Origin of the sequence: Terasakiella brassicae, assembly GCF_014641495.1 — a bacterium.
GTDB lineage: Bacteria > Pseudomonadota > Alphaproteobacteria > Rhodospirillales > Terasakiellaceae > Terasakiella > Terasakiella brassicae.
In genome coordinates, this window is record NZ_BMHV01000003.1 from 206,312 (window position 1) to 225,860 (window position 19,549).

Genomic DNA, 19,549 nt, shown 5'->3' on the forward strand with positions numbered 1-19,549 from the left:
GTGTGATGGTAAAAGTTGATCTTTTAGAGACATTTGATGAGTTTCCGAGTGAAATTCGTCATGGTATCAATGCCTTGTCACAAGGGATCAGTATTTTCGACAAGGATCTCTTTTTGGTATTTTATAATTCTGCCTTTTTAAAGATTTTAGATTTACCTGCCACTCTTTTGGCCGGGCGTATCCATTTTAAAGATTTAATTCGATTTAATGCAAAACGCGGCGAATACGGTGATGTTGATACGGAGCAGAAAGTCGAGGAGATTTATCAACTTGCCTTGCAGTTTCAGCCACATAAATTTATTCGAACCACATCGCGCGGCATCACAATTGAAGTCAAAGGCGTGCCTATTCCCTCCGGTGGTTTTGTGACGACCTATACGGACGTCAGCGAACTGGTTGATGCGCGTGAAAAGTATGAGAAAGCGAGTGAAAAATTTCGTGATTTCACAGAAGCTGCATCGGACTGGTATTGGGAAACCGATGAAAATCATTGTTTTACCTTTTTTTCAGAACGTTTAGAACAAGTTCTGAACGTCCCTGCATCTTCTCTTTTAGGGAAGCGGCGCGGCAAACTGGCTGCGGATGAAGGGGATCAAAAATGGATAGATCATCAAAATACCATCAACGCACATATTCCGTTTACTGATTTTCATTATGAAATTATTTCCAGTGATGGGACGACAAAGTTTTGTTCGGTCAGTGGCAAACCTGCCTTTGGGCCCGATGGGCGTTTCATGGGATATCGCGGTGTGGGGAAAGAAATTACAGATCAGGTACGTAGTGAACAGGAACGTGAGAAAGCGCATGCGGATCGAATTATCTTGTCGCACATTCTGGATCTTTCACTTCAGGATTTACCGTTGAACGAGATTTTACAGCGGGTTCTTGATGGTATTCTACAACATAGCCGCCGTGGGTTTAAGCAAACGGGATCGATCTTTCTCGCCGAAGATAAGCAAAAGCAGTTCCAGCTTGTGGCCTGTACGGGGCTGCCTGCAAAAATGGCCGAGAAATATGAAACGATTAAATTTTCAGATTTTTTAGGAAGTGACAATGTTGGTGAAAAGATAAAGGCTTTAGGGGGAAGTGCCCGTAATTATATGCTTTCACAGGGACATTATTGTGTGCCGATTACCCGGGCAACGGGATTGTTGGGGATCCTTAATCTGTATGTGGAGCAAGGACACGAACAAACCGATGATGAAGTTGAATTTCTGAACTCTGTCGCGTCTACCCTTTCGGGTATTATATCCAGATGGCGTACACAGGATGAATTGCGCATTCTCAGTCAGGCCATAGAACAGAACCCGGCAGCTATTCTGGTAACGGATGTGGAAGGTACGATCTATTACGCCAACGAAGCCTTGTTGAAATCCAGTGGCTATTCTCGTGAAGAAGTCATTGGGGCGAACCCTAGAATTTTCCAGTCAGGTGAAACAAAGCCGGAAGAATATGCAAAATTGTGGAACACGATTTCTGCCGGACGTGTCTGGCATGGCGTGTTGCGCAACAAGACCAAGTCGGGCGAAGAAATTTGGGAACGGGTGATTATTGTCCCTATTAAAAATCGTTCTGACCAAATCTTGAACTATGTTGCGATTAAGGAAAATATTACGGAAGCTCGTACGCAGGAAAAAGAGCGCGAACGTCTGGAAAATGAATTGCGTCAGGCTCAAAAGATGGAAGCGGTTGGGCAGTTGGCAGGCGGGATTGCACATGAAATCAATACGCCAACCCAATATGTCAGCGACAATCTCAAGTTCCTGAAAGATATCTGGGAAAATTTGAGTGAATTACACGGTCTGTTCGATCAGGTCCTCCCGTTGGTGCAGGATAATGAAAAAGCACAAAAATTGCTGGAAGATATTCAGGAACTAAAAGATGACCTTGATTTTGAGGTGTTGTCAGATGATGTCGAGGATGCGATTTCCGATGCGGTGGACGGGACGCAGCAAATCTCGCGGATTGTGCGTGCCATGAAAGATTTTTCACATCCCGGACAAAAGGAAATGGTGATGAATGATATTAACCGTGCACTGACCAGTACGGCAACGGTGTGTAAAAATGAATGGAAATATGTCGCACATTTGGACTTTGAACTGGATGAGGGATTGCCACAGGTCCAATGTTTGCCGGGGGAACTGAACCAGGTTTTCCTCAATATGATCGTCAATGCGGCGCATGCGATTGAGGAACGCAACAAGATTGATAAAACAAGCGATTTACGTGGCATTACTATTCGAACACGAAACCTTGGTGAAACAATTGAAATTGAAGTCGAAGATGAAGGAAGCGGAATACCCGCCAAAATTCAAGATAAGGTTTTTAACCCGTTTTTTACTACTAAAATTGTCGGTAAGGGCACAGGACAGGGCTTGTCCATTTCCCATGATGTGATTGTCAATAAACATGGCGGGCGGATTTGGTTTGAAACCGAAGAAGGTAAGGGAACAACCTTCAAAATTTCTTTGCCGGTAGAGGGGAAGGATACAGCAACGCAGGAGTCCGAACATGAGGAGTGATGAGCGTAAACACAGAATCCTCTTTGTCGATGATGAGACAGGTGTCTTACGTGGCCTGAAACGGAGTTTGCGTAAAATGCGCAACGAATGGGATATGCGTTTTGCCTGTGGGGCGCAGGAAGCCCTCAGTATGATGGAAGAAGAACGCGCTGATATTATTGTCAGCGATATGCAGATGCCTGAAATGGATGGCGCGGACTTATTGGAAACGGTGCGCAAATCCTACCCCCACACCAATCGCATTATCCTGTCGGGCTATACCAAAGAGGAAAGCGTGCTGAAAACGGTTGGTCCGGCGCATTTCTATTTGGCGAAACCCTGTAGTACCGAAGATATTACCAATGCGATTACCCGCTTAGTCGATATGCGTGCCTATGTCAGTAACGAACATTTGCGTGATTTTTCCAACAGCATCCGTAAATTGCCGAGTATTCCCTCGATTGTGCGTGAACTGATTGTGGAACTGGAAAAAGACGAACCGAGTATCGAATGTGTCGCCGAGGTGATTAGCCGGGATATCGCCTTGACGGCGCAGACGTTACGTTTGACCAATTCGGCTTTCTTTTCCTTGCCGTTTAAAGCGACGACACCTTTGCAGGCCGTGAAACTTTTGGGTATCGAGACGATCCGTGATGTTATTTTGACAGCGGGTGTTGTTGGTGTTTTTCAAGGCAGCAAAGAGGAAGCCATGAGCCTTGAACGCCTGAGCAACAATTGCCTTGTCATTGGCCAATTGGCCCGTGACATCTGTGAATATTGGGATTTAAGCAAACAGGAATGTGGTCAGGCATCCTGTGCGGGTGTGGTGTCGCATTTAGGAACCCTTCTTTTGCAAACGGCAAACCATGACCAATATCAAGAAGCAATGAAAAGCCTGAATGACGGGGACGGGGAACTGATCGAGGCAGAAGAAAACACGTTCAACACAAATCATCAAAAGATCGGTGCCTATATGCTGGGATTATGGGGGTTTGCCTTGCCGATTATTGAAGCGGTCGGTTATCATCATTCTTTACCGCCAGAACAACTGACGAAAAGATCACCGATGCTGGCCCTTTATATTTCTCAGGTTCTATGCAAGGGTGAAAACTGGGATATGGAACAGCAAAAAGAATTGAAAAATATGCTGGATTGGGATGCAATTTCACATCTTGTCAGTGAAAACGAATTCGAAATCTGGCTGGAATTGCTGAACAAACGGGCACATACAAAATTGCGGGAGGATGAGGGTGTATGACAAAAAAAGTCTTATTGGTAGATGATGAACCAAAGCTGTTACGGGCAATCTCACGTCATTTAAAGCGCAAATTCGATTTAGTGATGGCAGAAAGCGGGGCCGAAGCACTGGAGGTTTTGAAAACAGAAGGACCATTTGCCGTTATTGTTTCTGATATGAATATGCCGCAAATGTCCGGTGTTGAATTACTGGAGAGGTTTTTTGAACTTTCCCCCGATACCGTCCGTTTAATGTTGACGGGGAATGCAGATCAAACCACGGCGATTGAGGCCATTAATCAGGGGCGCATTTTTCGTTTTTTTAATAAACCGGTCGCACCGGAAGTCTTGGAACAGGGGATCACCGAGGCTTTACGTCAGTATGAACTGATTACAGCGGAAAAAACGCTTTTGGAAACCACATTGGCCGGTAGTGTGAAAGTTCTGGTCGACGTGCTGTCTATTGCAGACCCCATCGCATTTGGCAAAGCGGCCAAAGTCCAAGGCTGGGCGGAAGATATTGCAAAAGGGTTGAGATTACCCAATCCGTGGGAAATTAAAATATCGGCGATGTTGGCAGGGTTGGGACGTGTTGCGGTACCGGAAAGTGTCATCAAAAAATTAAATGCCTCGCATCCTTTGACGGACGGTGAAAAGGAAATGGTGCAGAAAATTCCTGCGGTTGGCAAAGACCTGATTGTGAATATTCCGCGCTTAAATAACGTGGCGCAAAATGTGTACTATCAAGACAAAGGGTTTGACGGTTCTGGCTTTCCTGAAGATGGTCGCGCCGGGATGGATATTCCGGTCGGCGCAAGGTTGCTACGTATTTTGAAGGATTTGGCCGCGATCACGGATGACAATTTGCCCACACGTGACAATATCGCCCAACTGGACAGATGGGCCGAACGTTATGACCCCGAACTGAAGAAAAAAGTACAAAGCTATTTCGAATTTCGCATTCGGAAACTGGATGATGCACCGCGTGTTGAACTGACAAAAATGAAAGTGGCTCACTTGTTGTCCGGCTATACAGTTCATAGCAATATTGAAACGGTGGATGGACTTCTGGTTTTGGCCAGTGGTGCAAAACTAACCGCACCTCAGGTACAACGTTTACATAACCTGACGAAAGTTTATGAATTTCAGGAACCGGTTTTGGTCGATATTACGACCAGAGAAAGCGAGATTTGATGAAGTGTGAAGAAAAAATACTCCTGCTGGATGATGATAAGCGTCTTCTGGAATCTATGGTACGGGTGTTTCGAAAACGGTTTGTTGTCGATACGGCCTTGCGGGGTGATATTGCGCTCAAAAAAATGAATGACGATGGGCCTTATGCCGTTGTTATTTGTGATATGAAAATGCCGCGTATGGACGGACTGGAATTTATCAAGTTGGCCAAGGCGCAGGCCCCTGATTGCATCTTTATGATGCTTTCCGGGCATGCATCGTTGCAAACCGCCGTGGAGGCGTTGAATGACGGGTTAATCTATAAATTCTTCAATAAACCGACCAGTCAGGACGACTTGGTGCAAGCTATTGAGGAGGCCTTGCAAGAATACCGACTGAATATTGCAAAAGAAGATTTGATGTCTTTGTCCAAAATTCAGGATCAGACATTGGATGTCGCGGAAGCTGTTAGTCATTCAATTGAAGCAGCAACGCATGCTGCACAAAGTAATGCAGCCCATACCTTGTTGGAAATACAGGAGAAAAGTGATTTAACGATGACACCTGTCTGGTTGAAATCAGGCAAGGCCAGTCTTTATTTTCTCACGTCTTTTGATGGATCGACACAGGAACGCATTCAAGGGGTCAAGCATGTGTTGGGGGAAACGCCTGAGGTTATGGCAAAACTTGATATTCTTATGCTCGGCAAGATTGCGTCTTATATTTTTCAAAATATGGAAAAAGTCGTGAATAACAAGTTTGTGATCGATGTCCACTTCGCCACACTTTACAATCGGGGAAGCTTGGAAATGTATTTGCGAATTTGTCGTTCCCTCATTGAAACAGTCCGCAATGCGATATGTTTTAAAATTATCGGCTTGCCGGACGATATCCTGCCGAGCCGGGCCAGTGACTTAATCGGGCGTATCCGTCCTTTTTCCAGTGCAATTTTGATTGAGGTTCCTCTGTTGAGCAATAGTGAACGGTTGGTTCAGGGCTTGTCAAAAGTTGTTCTTGTTTTTGACCTTCAGGCTTTGCGCGAGGGAGGCGAACGAACAGGTGAGATCCGGCGTTTGTTTATTGCTTTGGCACATTCTCCTAACCGGGTTTTATTTACCTCATGTGAAGAAAAGCAATGTCTGGAACTGGCGCAAAAGACCCGTATTGATTTTTACGTCTCTTAAGGGGAGTGTTTATACGTGTCTTTCTCTATTCTAAATGCCACTTAAGATTCTTGTGTGTCTGTCGCCTATAAGGTGCATTGCGAAGCTTTTTCATGTCTTTTGAGCTTTTGAACAGGTTATTTTTATCTATTAATTATAATGCGTTAAATGAAATCGTAAAAAAAAAGCAATACCTAAGGATATTTTTGTTTACCTATACGTTATCTTGATCTATTAATGGTCAAAATAAAATAATATGGGAGGCTTTGATGTCTTTAGAGAATGTCAAAGAACAAATGACGCAAATGCTAGGTGAGCTTGAGGCGCTGAACGCGACCGTAAAGTTCGACTGCAAAGAAGACGGAATCATATTTCTGGATGCAACTCAGGAGCCTGCGCAACTGAGTGAGGAAGACGATTTTGCGGATTGTACAATTCGTATTTCGACGAAAAATCTTGAAAAATTGATTGCAGGTAAACTGGACCCGATGCTGGCCTATACGATGGGCAAGTTGAAAATCAAGGGGTCTATGGGAACTGCGTTGAAGTTGACCAATCTTCTAAATTAGGCAGTTGTAGACGTGAAAAAAATTAAGGTTTCATTATGGGCGCTCTGTGCGCTTGTTGTGTCGCACGCGGCAATGGCTGCGACGACACTTGAGTATGCCATCTTGAAAGAAGGCGAGCCCATCGGTAAAGAAGTTGTTGTCATTAATGACAGCGACAAGGGTGTCAATGTCGATGTGGTGACGAAAACCAATGTTAAAATGCTTTTTCTGGAATTCAATTACGAACATCAACGCCGTGAGGTCTGGGAAAATGGTGAATTGGTTTCGATGCATTCACGCACCAACGATGATGGAACGCATCACGAATATAGTGTGACCCGTCAAACGGATGGTTTGCAGGTGTTGTATGATGGTAAAAATAAAAATTTTGATGCCAAGGCGCTGCCGCTGTCTTTGTGGAGCAAGGCGGCCTTGTATCGAAATGTGTTGTTCAGTGTGATTGATGCAGAACCGTTTAAAACGCAAACGGTGGCGCTGGATGATAATCATTTTAAAATTGACGGTGATATCACGCGGGAATTGTGGTTTGCCGATGATGGCTACCTGCAAAAGGCAGCTTTCAAACGTAAAGGCTTTTTAATCGAGTTGTTACGTAAGTAGGTGCAAACAAGGGAAGCGGGAACTTCCTTGTTTGTTGATTATGTTGAGGCTTCGGATTGTTTGAGCGGAATAAAGCGGTCGGCAAAAGATCGACGACAATCTGAAAGAGAAGTTCTATTGGGAGGCAAGATGCCAAAATTATCTAAATGCCATTTCATGGCAACGTTTGCAGCCACGGCTGCGCTGATGGCTGGGGCGCAGCAAGTTCAGGCTGCGGGTTTTCAGTTGAAGGAACAAAGTGCAGAAGGCCAGGGGAACTCCTTTGCGGGTTCAACAGCCAAAGCACATGATGCAAGTACGATTTTCTTTAACCCGGCGGGTATGTCCCGACTGGAAGGTAATCAGTTTCAGGCCAATGCATCCTTGATTATGCCGTCAGCGGAATATAAACACGGATCTTCTTCTCGTGTCGGTGGTACGTTGTTTAATGATACCAATGACAATGGTGGCGTAACCGCTTTGGTTCCGTCTTTGTATGGTGTGTATGAAGTCAACGACAAAATGAAAGTCGGCGTGAGTGTAAACACACCTTTCGGCCTGTCGACAGATTACAAAGATGATTGGGTTGGTGCGCAGTACAATTTGCTCAGCAAAATTGAAACAATTACAACAACGCCTTCTGTTTCATACCAGATTAATCCGCAACTTTCATTTGGTGTTGGTTTGCAAATCCAGTATCTGGGGGGCGAGTTGACACGTAAGGCCAGCCCTGTTGTTGGTGGAGATGTTGAATTAAAAGCTGATGATATGGGTGTTGGCGCAACGTTTGGTGTTTTGTACCAATATAGCGAAGGTGGCCGTATCGGTGTGAATTACCGTTCTCAGGTTAATCATACACTGGACGGTCATGTTAAAATTTCCAATTCAACAGGCGGTGCGGCTGACGCATATTACCGGGCTGAGGCAGAATTGACGACACCGGATATCATTTCCTTTGGCTGGTACCATGAATTAGATGATAAGTGGGCGGTTATGTCCGATATCGCGTGGACGAACTGGTCTGTTTTCAAAGAATTGCGTGTTCAGGATAAGGTTGGTACGCGTGCGGATGCCGTAACGACCTATCAATGGGACGACACGATGTTTTATTCCTTGGGCGTAAATTACCAATATGACGATCAGTGGAAGTTCCAGACCGGTGTGGCTTACGATGAGGGGGCCGCGAATGACGAACATCGCACAGCCGGTATCCCGGATTCTGATCGTTACTGGTTGTCTGTCGGGACAGAATATAAAATGAACGACAGCGTAACGTGGAACATTGGTTATTCCCACTTGTGGGGAGATGACGCCAAAGTAACGGAAGATTCACGCGCAGCCACAGGCAGTGGTTTTGCCGGTACATTTGAAAACCATGTTGACATTGTAACTGCAGGTGTGAACATTACCTTCTAGGTGAGACTGTCTCCATTGACTGTTGAGTTGGTGGAGACTTTTTTTACTCCTCAAGTGACGTAATGGTAACTATAATAACTAAAAAGTAATTCGGAGGCCGATCTGATGGATAAAACCGTCATTGATTATTTCGACAAAGCCGTCGAACGTTTTGCGGAACGCCCTTGTGTGGATTTCCTCGATAAAAAATATACATATGGCGAAATCGGCGCACTTGTTGATCGTGCCGCAAAAGGGTTTCAGCAACTTGGTGTAAAAAAAGGCACGAAGGTTGGCTTGTGTTTGCCAAACTCGCCTTATTTTATCGTTTGCTACTACGCTATATTGAAGGTTGGCGGCACGGTGGTCAACTTCAATCCGCTTTATGCCGAGCGGGAATTGGAATATCAAATTGAAGATTCCAGCACCGAGATTATGGTGACGCTGGATTTGAAGCAGATTTATCCTAAAATCGAAAAATGCCTCGAAAAAACCGGCTTGCAACGTATTGTGGTTTGTTCAATGGCAGATATTTTACCATCGGTGAAAAGTGTTCTGTTTAACGTTTTGAAACGATCAGAAGTTGTCGATTTTAAACGAGATCCGGCACATCTGTCCTTTACGCGTTTGACGAATACGGATGGTAAGTATAAGCCTGTCAAAATCCTGATGGAAGAACTCGCTGTTCTGCAATATACCGGTGGGACAACGGGGCAGCCTAAAGGGGCGATGCTGACACACCGAAATATCGGTGCAAATACCTATCAACTGCGTCATTCCATGCCGGCAATGAATGAAGGGCATGAAAAGATGTTGGGCGTTTTGCCTTTCTTCCATGTCTTCGCGATGACCGTGGTAATGAATGTCGGGATTTCGATTGGTGCAGAACTTATTTTATTGCCGCGTTTTGATTTGCAACTGCTTTTGAAAACGGTTCATAAAAAACGCTGCACGTTATTTCCCGGTGTTCCGACGATTTATACGGCAATTAACGGGGCACCCAATCTGTCCAAAATCGACTTATCCTGCATGAAGTTTTGTATTTCCGGGGGCGCACCTTTACCCGTGGAAGTGAAAGCGGAATTTGAACGGCTGTCCGGCTGTGTGCTTGTGGAAGGTTATGGCCTGACGGAAAGCTCCCCTGTTGCGACTGTGAACCCGCATGATGGTGAAATTAAAGCCGGCTCAATCGGCTTGCCGCTTCCGGAAACGAAAGTGACGATCCATGATCCGGATAATCATTTACATGAATTGCCACAGGGTGAAAAAGGTGAAATCGTCATCGAAGGCCCGCAGGTTATGGCAGGATATTGGCAACGCCCGGAAGCCACGCATGACACCATTCGAAACGGTCAGTTGTACACAGGTGACATCGGTTATATTGACGAACAAGGCTATATTTTCCTTGTGGATCGCATTAAGGATGTTCTCATGTGTTCCGGCTATAACGTCTATCCACGCATGATTGAAGAAGCCCTTTATCTGCATGAAGGGGTGGCCGAATGTATCGTTATCGGTGTGGATGACGAATATCGCGGGCAGGCACCGAAAGCCTTTGTCAAGCTGGCAGACGGGTATTCCAACCTGACGCCACAGGATTTGCGGCTGTTTCTGGATGATAAAATATCACGCATTGAAATGCCCAAAGAGATAGAAATTCGTGAAGAGCTTCCCAAAACAATGGTTGGAAAGCTGTCCAAGAAAGAGCTTGTGGAAGAAGAGGCGGCAAAGCGTCTATCTGCCTGATAATCAATGTTTTCCTGTCTGGGAAGTGGAGGTCGAAAAATAAAGGCGATATTAAAAAATTTAACTTGCAAGTGACGTATAGGTAATCTAAATTACGAGATAAGATTACCAAGGAGGGTTTGATGGTTGGAGATGAGTTTTATACGGTACCGGAACTGGCGAAAGAGCTGGGGATCACGCCGCGTGCAATTCGTTTTTACGAAACTAAGGAATTGCTTTCACCGCAGCGTGCCGGGACGACCCGTGTATATACTCGTAAAGATCGCGCCCGTCTGATTTTGATTTTACGCGGCAAGCGCTTGGGTTTTTCCTTGGCAGAAATTCGCGAGTTTCTCGACCTTTATGAGACAGATGTTGATCATGTTGAGCAAATTCTGATGTTGCGTAAAAAAGTACGCCACCGCATAGACGATCTGGAAGAACAACGCATTGAACTTGAATCTGTCCTTGTTGAATTAAAGGATATTGAAAGCCAGTGTGATGAAGCCCTTCAGGAAAAAGAGGGTATCTAAGACTTAAAACGCCAAAAAACAGGTGGCCACGGCATGTGGTCTGTAATGGCATAACCAACAAGTTACGTATAGGTAATTTAAGAGACGGAGACGTAAATTATGAAGAACGTAGTCATCGCGGGTTATTCTCGCTCCCCGTTCCACTTTGCAAACAAGGGAGCACTTGCAAAAGTCAGACCCGATGATTTGGCAGCTCAAGTCGTACGCGACCTGATCAAAAAGACAGGGGTTAAAGGGGAAGATATTGAAGACCTGATTTGTGGTTGTTCTTTCCCGGAAGGCGAGCAAGGTTTTAACTTGGCCCGTATTCTCGTGTTTTTAAGTGGTCTGCCGAATTCTGTCGGTGGTGTGACTGTCAACCGTTTCTGCGGGTCCAGTATGCAGTCTGTCCATCAGGCTGCGGGTGCCATTGCGATGGGCGCTGGCGAAGCCTTCATTTGCGCTGGTGTGGAAAGTATGACCCGTGTGCCGTTGATGGGTTTCAACCCGATGCCGAACCCGCAACTTTACAAAAGTAACCCGGGTGCTTTCATGGGTATGGGCGATACAGCCGAAGAAGTTGCCAAGCGTTATGAAATTTCGCGCGATGCCCAAGAAGAATTTGCGGTTGCGTCCCATGCGAAGATGGCAAAGGCACAAGCCGAAGGCCGTTTTGCGGATGAAATTGTTGCGATTAATGGTGTGGACACAGATGGTTGTGTGCGCCCTGGTACAACGAAAGAAGATCTGGCAGGATTAAAACCGGCCTTTGATGCCAACGGTACAGTAACAGCCGGAACAAGTTCACCGTTGACTGATGGGGCAGCGGCTGTTTTGGTTTGTTCTGAAGAATATGCCAATGCAAATGGGATTGAGCCGTTGGCCCGTATTAAATCTGTTGCGGTTTCCGGTTGTGACCCGGAAGTGATGGGCATGGGCCCGGTTGGTTCCAGTCGCAAGGCATTGGAACGCGCAGGTCTAAGTGTTGATGACATTGATGTGGTCGAATTGAACGAGGCGTTCTCGTCTCAATCATTGGCTTGTATCCGTGAATTGGGCCTTGATCCGGCAAAAATCAATCTGGATGGCGGCGCGATTGCCTTGGGTCACCCGTTGGGTGCAACAGGTGCGCGGATCGTTGGCAAGGTTGCTTCCGTTCTGAAACGTGAAGGCGGCAAATACGGTCTGGCCACACAATGCATTGGTGGCGGTCAAGGGATCGCAACAATCGTGGAGGCGATCTAATGAGCACCATCAACAAAGTCTGTGTGATCGGTGCCGGTGTAATGGGGGCAGGTATTGCCGCCCATTGCGCCAACGCCGGACACGACGTGCTGTTGCTGGATATTGTTCCCAACGGCGCGGAAAACCGTAACGCCATTGCCGAAGGTGCGATCAAAAAACTGATCAAGTCCAACCCGGCTGCCTTGACCCACAAACGCAATGCCAAACGCATTACGCCGGGCAATATCGAAGATCATATGGATATGATCGGTGATTGCGACTGGATTGTGGAAGCGGTTATTGAACGTCTTGATATCAAGCAAGATCTTTATAAAAAGATCGATGCGGTTCGAAAAAGCGGGTCAATTGTATCGTCCAACACCTCGACAATTCCGTTGGACAATCTGGTGGCGGGTATGTCCGATGCCTTTGCGGCAGATTTCTGCATTACCCACTTTTTCAACCCGCCGCGCTATATGCGCCTGCTTGAAGTGGTCAAGGGCGAGAAAACAAGCCAAAGCGTCATTGATACAGTCAGCGACTTTTCCGATCGCAAGCTGGGTAAATCCATCGTTCATTGTAAAGACCGTCCGGGTTTTATCGCCAACCGTCTGGGTGTGTTCTGGATTTATTGCGCGGTCGTCGAAGCCTTGGATCAAGGTTTGAGTATTGAAGAAGCCGATGCCATTATCGGCCGCCCTTGTGGTATTCCGAAAACTGGCGTATTTGGCCTGATGGACCTTGTCGGTCTGGATTTGATGCCGCATGTCATCGATTCAATGGTGGGGCTGCTGCCCGCAGATGATCCGTTTGTAAAAATCAAACGTGACTTACCGTTGATCGAAAACATGATTGCCGATGGCTATACGGGTCGCAAAGGAAAAGGTGGTTTTTATCGCCTGAACCGTGAAGGCGGCAAGAAGGTCAAAGAAGGTATTGACCTGCAAACAGGTGAATATCGCCCAACAGTCAAAGCCCGCCTGTCCAGTGCCCGTACCAGCGTGCGCGATCTGCGTAAATTGGTGACACACAAGGATAAGGGCGGTAACTACGCATGGCGTGTTTTGGCGCAAACATTGGCTTATGCTGCTATGTTGGTCCCGGAAGCCGCCGATGATGTGGCGGCAATTGATGAAGCCATGCGTCTAGGGTACAACTGGAAATTCGGTCCGTTTGAACTGATGGACAAGCTGGGTACAGACTGGTTTGCCGAAAAGCTGGCAGAAGACGGTTTTGACGTTCCGGCTATCCTGAAAATGGCGGATGGTCGCCCATTCTACCGTGTGGAAAATGCCAAGGTTCAATACCTGACAACAGACGGTGACTATACCGATCTGGTTCGCCCGGAAGGTGTGATCATGTTGTCCGATATCAAGCTGGCTTCAGAGCCGGTTTTGAAAAACGGTTCAGCGGCCTTGTGGGATATTGGCGATGGTGTAGCTTGTTTTGAATTTACATCCAAGATGAATTCAATTGACCCTGATCTGATGGCCTTGCTTGGTAAATCCATCCGTGAAGTAAAAAAGAACTTCAAGGCGATGGTTGTTTATAACGAAGGGACGAACTTCTCCGTTGGGGCCAACCTTGGTCTGGCAATCTTTGCTGCCAATATCGCAGCCTGGAGCGAGATTGAAAATATGGTCGAAAACGGTCAGGACACCTATATGGCGCTGAAATATGCACCGTTCCCGGTTGTATCTGCACCGTCCGGTATGGCACTTGGTGGCGGGTGTGAAATTCTGCTGCATAGTGATGCGGTTCAGGCTCATGTGGAAACCTATACCGGTCTGGTTGAAGTCGGTGTTGGTCTGGTTCCGGCATGGGGTGGCACCAAAGAGATGCTGCACCGTTGGTCCAATAACCCGAAACATCCGCGTGGTGTTATGCCCGGACCGGGCAAGGCGTTTGAGCTGATTTCAACCGCAGCCGTTGCGAAATCTGCCGAAGAAGCCAAGGCCAATATGGTCTTGCGCGATACCGATGGCATTACCATGAACCGTTATCGTTTGTTGGCAGATGCCAAAGCCAAGGCATTGGAATTGGCGGTTGATTATCAGGCACCTGAAAAACCGACCTTCCGCCTGCCGGGCGAAAGTGCGCGTGTTGCCTTTGAAATGGCGGTGGACGGGTTCGTTCGCCAAGGCAAGGCAACCAAGCATGACCGCGTGGTTTCTTTGGCGGTGGCCGATATCCTGACAGGCGGTGCAGAGGGGGATCCCACTGTGGAAATGTCGGAAGCTGACGTTCTGGAACTGGAACGCGAAAGCTTTATGAAAATGGTTCGCCATCCAGATACGCTGGCACGTGTCGAACATATGCTGTTAACCGGTAAACCGTTGAGGAACTAAGAATATGGCAACGTATAAAGCACCAATCCGCGACATGAAGTTCGTGCTCTATGAATTGCTGGAAGGCGATAAACTGTGCGAACTGCCGGGCTATGAAGAAGCCACCCGCGATCTGGTTGAACCGATCTTGGAAGAAGCGGCAAAGATTACCGAAGAAGTTCTCTTTCCGCTGAACCGATCAGGGGACGAGGAAGAATGTCAATGGAACGAAGGCAAGGTGAGCACACCGGCCGGTTTCAAAGACGCCTATACCTTGTTCCGCGAAGGCGGCTGGACGGCCATTGCGTGTGACCCCAATTATGGCGGCATGGGTATGCCTAAGATGGTCAACACGATGGTGGAAGAAATGATTTGTTCTGCCAACCTGTCTTTTGGGATGTATCCCGGTCTTTCTTTCGGCGCTTACACAGCGATGCACGGTTTTGCAACGGATGAACTGAAAGATACCTATCTGCCCAAGTTGGTTGATGGGACGTGGTCGGGCACTATGTGTCTGACAGAACCGCATTGCGGGACCGATCTGGGTCTTTGCCGTACCAAGGCGGACCCGCAAGATGATGGGTCTTATCTGGTCACAGGGACGAAGATTTTTATCTCTGCCGGTGAACATGATATGACTGATAATATCATTCACCTTGTTCTGGCGCGCACACCGGATGCCCCCAAGGGGATCAAAGGGATCAGCCTGTTTGTCGTGCCGAAATATCTGCCGGATGCTGATGGTGAAGCCGGTGAATTTAACAATGTTTCCTGTGGTTCCATTGAACATAAAATGGGGATCAAGGCATCAGCAACTTGCGTGATGAATTTCGACAATGCCAAAGGTTGGCTGGTCGGCACCTTGAACAAAGGTATGCAGGGCATGTTCGCCATGATGAACCAGGAACGCCTTGCCGTTGGTATTCAAGGCCTTGGTTTGGGCGAAGCCTCTTATCAAGGTGCTGTGGAATATGCCAAAGAACGTTTGCAAGGACGCTCTATTTCAGGCGTAAAACACCCTGATAAACCGGCAGACCCGATCATCGTTCACCCGGATGTGCGCCGTATGTTGATGACACAACGTGCCTATATGGAAGGTTGCCGCGCGTTTGGCGGCTGGGTGTCGCAACAACTGGATATTTCACGTAAACATCCCGATGCGCAACGTCGTGAAGAAGCCGATGAATTCGTTCAATTGATGACACCGATCGTCAAGGCCTTGTTCACCGATTTGGGTTATGAGGCCACAAACCACGGTATGCAGGTGTTCGGTGGTCATGGCTTTATTCGTGAACATGGTATGGAACAATACGTGCGTGATTGCCGGATTGCCCAGATTTACGAAGGCACCAACGGTATTCAGGCCCTTGATCTGATCGGTCGTAAGATGCCGGACAAAGCGGGTCGTCTGCTGCGTCGTTTCTTCCATCCGGTTCAGGACTATATCGAACAAAACGTGATGGATGACGAATTGGGTGAATTTGTTCAGCCGTTAGCCAAAGCATTCGGTCGTTTGCAACAGGCAACAGGTCAATTGGCCCGTGTCGGCATGGGCAAGCCAGAAGAAGCCGCAGCCGGGGCGACAGAATACCTGCGTCTGTTCGGTCTTGTCGGTCTGGCGTACATGTGGTGTCGCATGGTTGAAGTCGCCAAAGACAAGCAAGACGGTGATGAAGGCGATTTCTATCGTGCGAAAATCACAACCGCGCGTTTCTTTATGCAGAAACTCCTGCCGCAATGCAGTTCTTTGTTCTCCTCTATCATGGCAGGCGGTTCCTCCATGATGGAACTGGATGAAGACTTGTTTTAAGGTAGGAAGGCGACGAGGCTGCCATGAATATTCATTTACGAATGACCAAGGTATTTATGGCGGCCTTTTTGCGCCGCACACCTTCGGTAAACGCGCTGGAACCTTTTACGGTAAACATGCGTGTCTGGCCGATGGATCTAGACTTCAATCTGCATAAAAACAACGGGCGTTATCTGTCCTGCATGGATATCGGGCGCATGGATCTGGCCTTTCGGGCTGGTCTGCACCGTCCCATGTTCAAGTATAAATGGATGCCGTTGCTGGGCAGTTCGACCATCCGGTATTTCAAATCCTTAAGACCGTTTCAAAAATTTGATCTGGTGACACGCATTGCCGGATGGGACGAAAAATGGGTCTTTATAGAACAGAAATTTATCTCAAAAGGACATGTCTATGCCGTGGGCACCGTCAAGGTTTTGTTTCGCGGGGCAGATGGAAATGTACCAACCAAAACCCTGCTGCATTACGCAGGGATCAATGATGAAAGCCCGGTTCTGCCGCAATGGATTGCCGACTGGCATTCGGCGGATCAGGCCTTGGGCAAATATATTCCAAAACAGTGAGGAAACGTGGGAACTTTAAAAGATAAAACCCTCTTTATCTCCGGCGCCAGCCGTGGGATCGGGTTAGCCATTGCGAAGAAAGCGGCTCAGGATGGGGCTAATATTGTAATTGCAGCCAAAACGGCTGAAGAAAATCCCAAACTGCCGGGAACGATCTATTCCGCAGCCAAAGAAATTGAACAGGCGGGTGGCAAAGCCTTGCCGCTGGTGGTTGATATTCGTGACGAAGATCAGATCAAGGCAGCAGTTGATCAGACGGTAGAAACCTTTGGCGGGCTTGATATTTGTATCAATAATGCGTCTGCTATTAGTCTGACGGGCACGTTGCAAACCCCGATGAAGCGCTATGATTTGATGAACCAGGTCAATGCACGCGGGACTTTTGCGGTTTCCCAAGCTTGTTTGCCGCACCTGTTGAAGGCTGAAAACCCACATATCCTGAACCTGTCCCCACCGTTGAGCATGGATCCGAAGTGGTTTGGTGGACATACGGCCTATACCATTGCGAAATACGGTATGAGCATGTGCGTTCTTGGAATGGCTGCGGAATTTGCCGATCAAGGTGTGGCGGTGAATGCCCTGTGGCCGAAAACGGTGATTTATACGGCAGCCCTTGCCATGCTGGGCGATCAGGTCAAACCTGACTATTGCCGCACCCCCGATATTGTGGCCGATTGCGCCCATATCATCCTGACGCGTGATTCCAAAACCTGCACCGGCAATTTCTTCATTGATGAAGAGGTGCTGGCAGAAGAAGGCATTACGGATCTGGATCACTATGCGGTTAAACCGGGCAATCCGTTGTTGCCGGATTTGTTCCTCTAGGCAGGGAAGGCATGGGTATGTCCTATCAAACACTACAGTTTGGCGTGGAAAAGGGTGTGGCGAACATTATGTTTGCCCGCCCCGAACAGGCCAATACATTAACACCGGAACTGATTGACGAATTAAAAGACGTTGTTGCGCGATGTGATCAGGATGATGATATCCGCGCCGTTGTTCTATCCGCTGCACCGGGGCCGTTTTTCTGTGCAGGGGGCGATCTGGGCAAATTTTTGGAAGCTGGCGATAAGCTCTCTCATTTCATGGAAGAGATGCTGGAAGATTTCCATCCGACGATGGCATTGCTGGCCCGCATGGATGCCCCGGTTGTCGCCGCTGTTGATGGGGTGACCGCCGGGATCGGATTTTCATTTGTCCTGTGTTCCAATTTTTGTATCGTCAGTCCGAATGCGAACTTCACAATGGCTTATACAGGGGCGGGGCTAACACCGGATGGTGGGGCGAGTTTCTTTTTGCCCAAAATTGTTGGGTTGCGCCGTGCCGAAGAATTGATGATTACAAATCGTACCCTCAGTGCAGAGGAAGCCGTCGAATGGGGCATTGCCAATCAGGTGGTGCCACAAGATCAGTTGATGGCAAATGCCCAAGGTCTTGCCTATAAACTGGCAAACGGCCCGACAAAAGCGTTTGGAAACGTACGGCGCTTGTTGATTGACAGCTTTAGTAATGATCTGAGCACACAGCTTCATCTGGAAGGCAAATCAATTGCCCGGATGGGGGGATCACCGGATGGTCAGGAAGGCATTCGTGCCTTTTTGGAAAAACGCACACCGCGTTTCACCGGGCGATTTTAAATTTAGGTTAGGGAAGGAGTAATCAAAGTGAAAGTCCTCGTCGCAGTAAAGCGCGTAATTGATTACAACGTGAAAATCCGTGTCAAATCGGACAACACAGGTGTAGAAACAGCGAACGTCAAAATGTCGATGAATCCGTTTGACGAAATCGCGGTTGAAGAAGCAATCCGTCTGAAAGAAGCAGGCAAGGCTGATGAAGTCGTTGTTGTTTCCATGGGCGAAAAGAAATGTCAGGAAACCATCCGGACCGCCTTGGCGATGGGTGGCGATCGTGGCATTCTGGTCGAAACAGACGAAGATTTGCAGCCCCTCGCGGTTGCCAAAATCCTCAAAGGCATTGTTGAAAAAGAAAACCCGGATATGATTATTCTGGGCAAACAGGCCATTGATGATGATAACGGTCAAACCGGTCAAATGCTGGCGGCGCTGTTGGGCTGGCCGCAAGGCACCTTTGCTTCCAAGGTTGAATTGGGCGATGGCTCTGTCAACGTGACCCGCGAAGTGGACGGTGGTTTGCAAACGGTGAAGCTGTCTTTGCCGGCCATCGTAACATCGGATCTGCGTTTGAACGAACCGCGTTATGCCGCGCTGCCGAACATTATGAAAGCCAAGAAAAAGCCGCTGGATACGGTCAGCCCGGCTGACTTCGGTGTAGATGTGACGCCTCGCCTCAAAGTTCTCAAGGTTGAAGAACCTGCTGCACGCTCTGCCGGGGTTAAGGTCGACAGCGTTGCGCAACTGGTGGATAAACTGAAAAACGAAGCGAAGGTGATCTAAGATGAGCGTTCTTGTTATTGCTGAACATGATAATGCGTCCATCAAAGACGCAACATTGAGCACCGTCACAGCGGCTAAGGCCTTGGGTGACATTACCGTTTTGGTTGCCGGGAACGGCTGTCAGGCCGCAGGCGATGCCGCTGCGAAAATCGATGGTGTGTCCAAAGTTCTGCTGGCCGATGATGCGGCTTATGATCATGAACTCGCTGAAAATATGGGCACATTGGTTGTGTCTTTAGCTGGTGATTACAGCCACATTCTGGCCCCGGCGACCACCAACGGCAAAAACTTTATGCCGCGCGTGGCCGCTCTGCTGGATGTTGCGCAAATCTCCGACATCGTCAAAGTGGAAAGCGCC

At 47.8% G+C, this 19,549-nt stretch carries 16 protein-coding genes and 1 pseudogene; all 17 read left to right on the plus strand.

What is annotated here, in order from left to right; all coding sequences use genetic code 11:
- Nucleotides 1-5: 5 nt before the first annotated feature.
- Complete coding sequence (locus tag IEW74_RS03075; RefSeq protein WP_188661429.1) at nucleotides 6-2,522, plus strand: PAS domain S-box protein; 2,517 nt, start codon at nucleotides 6-8, stop codon at nucleotides 2,520-2,522.
- A complete protein-coding gene (locus IEW74_RS03080) occupies nucleotides 2,512-3,759 on the plus strand; it encodes a response regulator (RefSeq protein ID WP_188661431.1) in 1,248 nt (415 codons plus the stop codon). Before IEW74_RS03075 ends, IEW74_RS03080 begins: the two co-directional genes overlap by 11 nt.
- Nucleotides 3,756-4,931 (plus strand): HD domain-containing phosphohydrolase, encoded by a 1,176-nt coding sequence (locus IEW74_RS03085; RefSeq protein ID WP_188661433.1) that lies wholly within the window; start codon nucleotides 3,756-3,758, stop codon nucleotides 4,929-4,931. The genes IEW74_RS03080 and IEW74_RS03085 overlap by 4 nt, the downstream gene beginning before the upstream one ends.
- Nucleotides 4,931-6,094 (plus strand): response regulator, encoded by a 1,164-nt coding sequence (locus IEW74_RS03090; RefSeq protein ID WP_188661435.1) that lies wholly within the window; start codon nucleotides 4,931-4,933, stop codon nucleotides 6,092-6,094. Before IEW74_RS03085 ends, IEW74_RS03090 begins: the two co-directional genes overlap by 1 nt.
- Before the next feature lie 248 nt (nucleotides 6,095-6,342).
- Entirely contained in the window at nucleotides 6,343-6,642 is a 300-nt protein-coding gene (locus tag IEW74_RS03095; protein ID WP_188661437.1) for an SCP2 sterol-binding domain-containing protein, read from the plus strand.
- 12 nt (nucleotides 6,643-6,654) lie between these two features.
- Nucleotides 6,655-7,242: a DUF6134 family protein gene (locus tag IEW74_RS03100; RefSeq protein ID WP_188661439.1), complete on the plus strand. Its 588-nt coding sequence runs from the start codon at nucleotides 6,655-6,657 to the stop codon at nucleotides 7,240-7,242.
- 129 nt (nucleotides 7,243-7,371) lie between these two features.
- Nucleotides 7,372-8,637, plus strand: coding sequence for an OmpP1/FadL family transporter (locus IEW74_RS03105; RefSeq protein WP_188661441.1), 1,266 nt, complete (start codon nucleotides 7,372-7,374; stop codon nucleotides 8,635-8,637).
- A gap of 105 nt (nucleotides 8,638-8,742) precedes the next feature.
- Complete coding sequence (locus IEW74_RS03110; RefSeq protein ID WP_188661443.1) at nucleotides 8,743-10,362, plus strand: long-chain-fatty-acid--CoA ligase; 1,620 nt, start codon at nucleotides 8,743-8,745, stop codon at nucleotides 10,360-10,362.
- A 122-nt stretch (nucleotides 10,363-10,484) separates the two neighbouring features.
- The gene (locus tag IEW74_RS03115) at nucleotides 10,485-10,874 is read left to right on the plus strand and encodes a MerR family transcriptional regulator (protein WP_188661445.1); all 390 of its coding nucleotides are present in this window, start codon (nucleotides 10,485-10,487) and stop codon (nucleotides 10,872-10,874) included.
- A 99-nt stretch (nucleotides 10,875-10,973) separates the two neighbouring features.
- Nucleotides 10,974-12,098: a thiolase family protein gene (locus IEW74_RS03120; RefSeq protein ID WP_188661447.1), complete on the plus strand. Its 1,125-nt coding sequence runs from the start codon at nucleotides 10,974-10,976 to the stop codon at nucleotides 12,096-12,098.
- On the plus strand, nucleotides 12,098-14,425 hold the full coding sequence (locus IEW74_RS03125; protein ID WP_188661449.1) for a 3-hydroxyacyl-CoA dehydrogenase/enoyl-CoA hydratase family protein: 2,328 nt from the start codon (nucleotides 12,098-12,100) through the stop codon (nucleotides 14,423-14,425). Before IEW74_RS03120 ends, IEW74_RS03125 begins: the two co-directional genes overlap by 1 nt.
- Before the next feature lie 4 nt (nucleotides 14,426-14,429).
- Nucleotides 14,430-16,214, plus strand: a complete 1,785-nt coding sequence (locus tag IEW74_RS03130) for an acyl-CoA dehydrogenase C-terminal domain-containing protein (protein WP_188661451.1) — start codon at nucleotides 14,430-14,432, stop codon at nucleotides 16,212-16,214.
- Nucleotides 16,215-16,237: 23 nt separating this feature from the next.
- On the plus strand, nucleotides 16,238-16,777 hold the full coding sequence (locus IEW74_RS03135) for a thioesterase family protein (RefSeq protein ID WP_188661453.1): 540 nt from the start codon (nucleotides 16,238-16,240) through the stop codon (nucleotides 16,775-16,777).
- Nucleotides 16,778-16,783: 6 nt separating this feature from the next.
- Nucleotides 16,784-17,602 carry an SDR family oxidoreductase gene (locus IEW74_RS03140; protein WP_188661455.1) on the plus strand — a complete coding sequence of 273 codons (819 nt, stop codon included), beginning with the start codon at nucleotides 16,784-16,786 and terminating at the stop codon, nucleotides 17,600-17,602.
- 17 nt (nucleotides 17,603-17,619) lie between these two features.
- A complete protein-coding gene (locus IEW74_RS03145) occupies nucleotides 17,620-18,414 on the plus strand; it encodes an enoyl-CoA hydratase/isomerase family protein (protein WP_188661457.1) in 795 nt (264 codons plus the stop codon).
- Nucleotides 18,415-18,441: 27 nt separating this feature from the next.
- Nucleotides 18,442-19,191 carry an electron transfer flavoprotein subunit beta/FixA family protein gene (locus IEW74_RS03150; RefSeq protein WP_188661459.1) on the plus strand — a complete coding sequence of 250 codons (750 nt, stop codon included), beginning with the start codon at nucleotides 18,442-18,444 and terminating at the stop codon, nucleotides 19,189-19,191.
- A gap of 1 nt (nucleotide 19,192) precedes the next feature.
- Nucleotides 19,193-19,549: pseudogene (locus tag IEW74_RS03155) on the plus strand (electron transfer flavoprotein subunit alpha/FixB family protein); the annotation flags it as partial.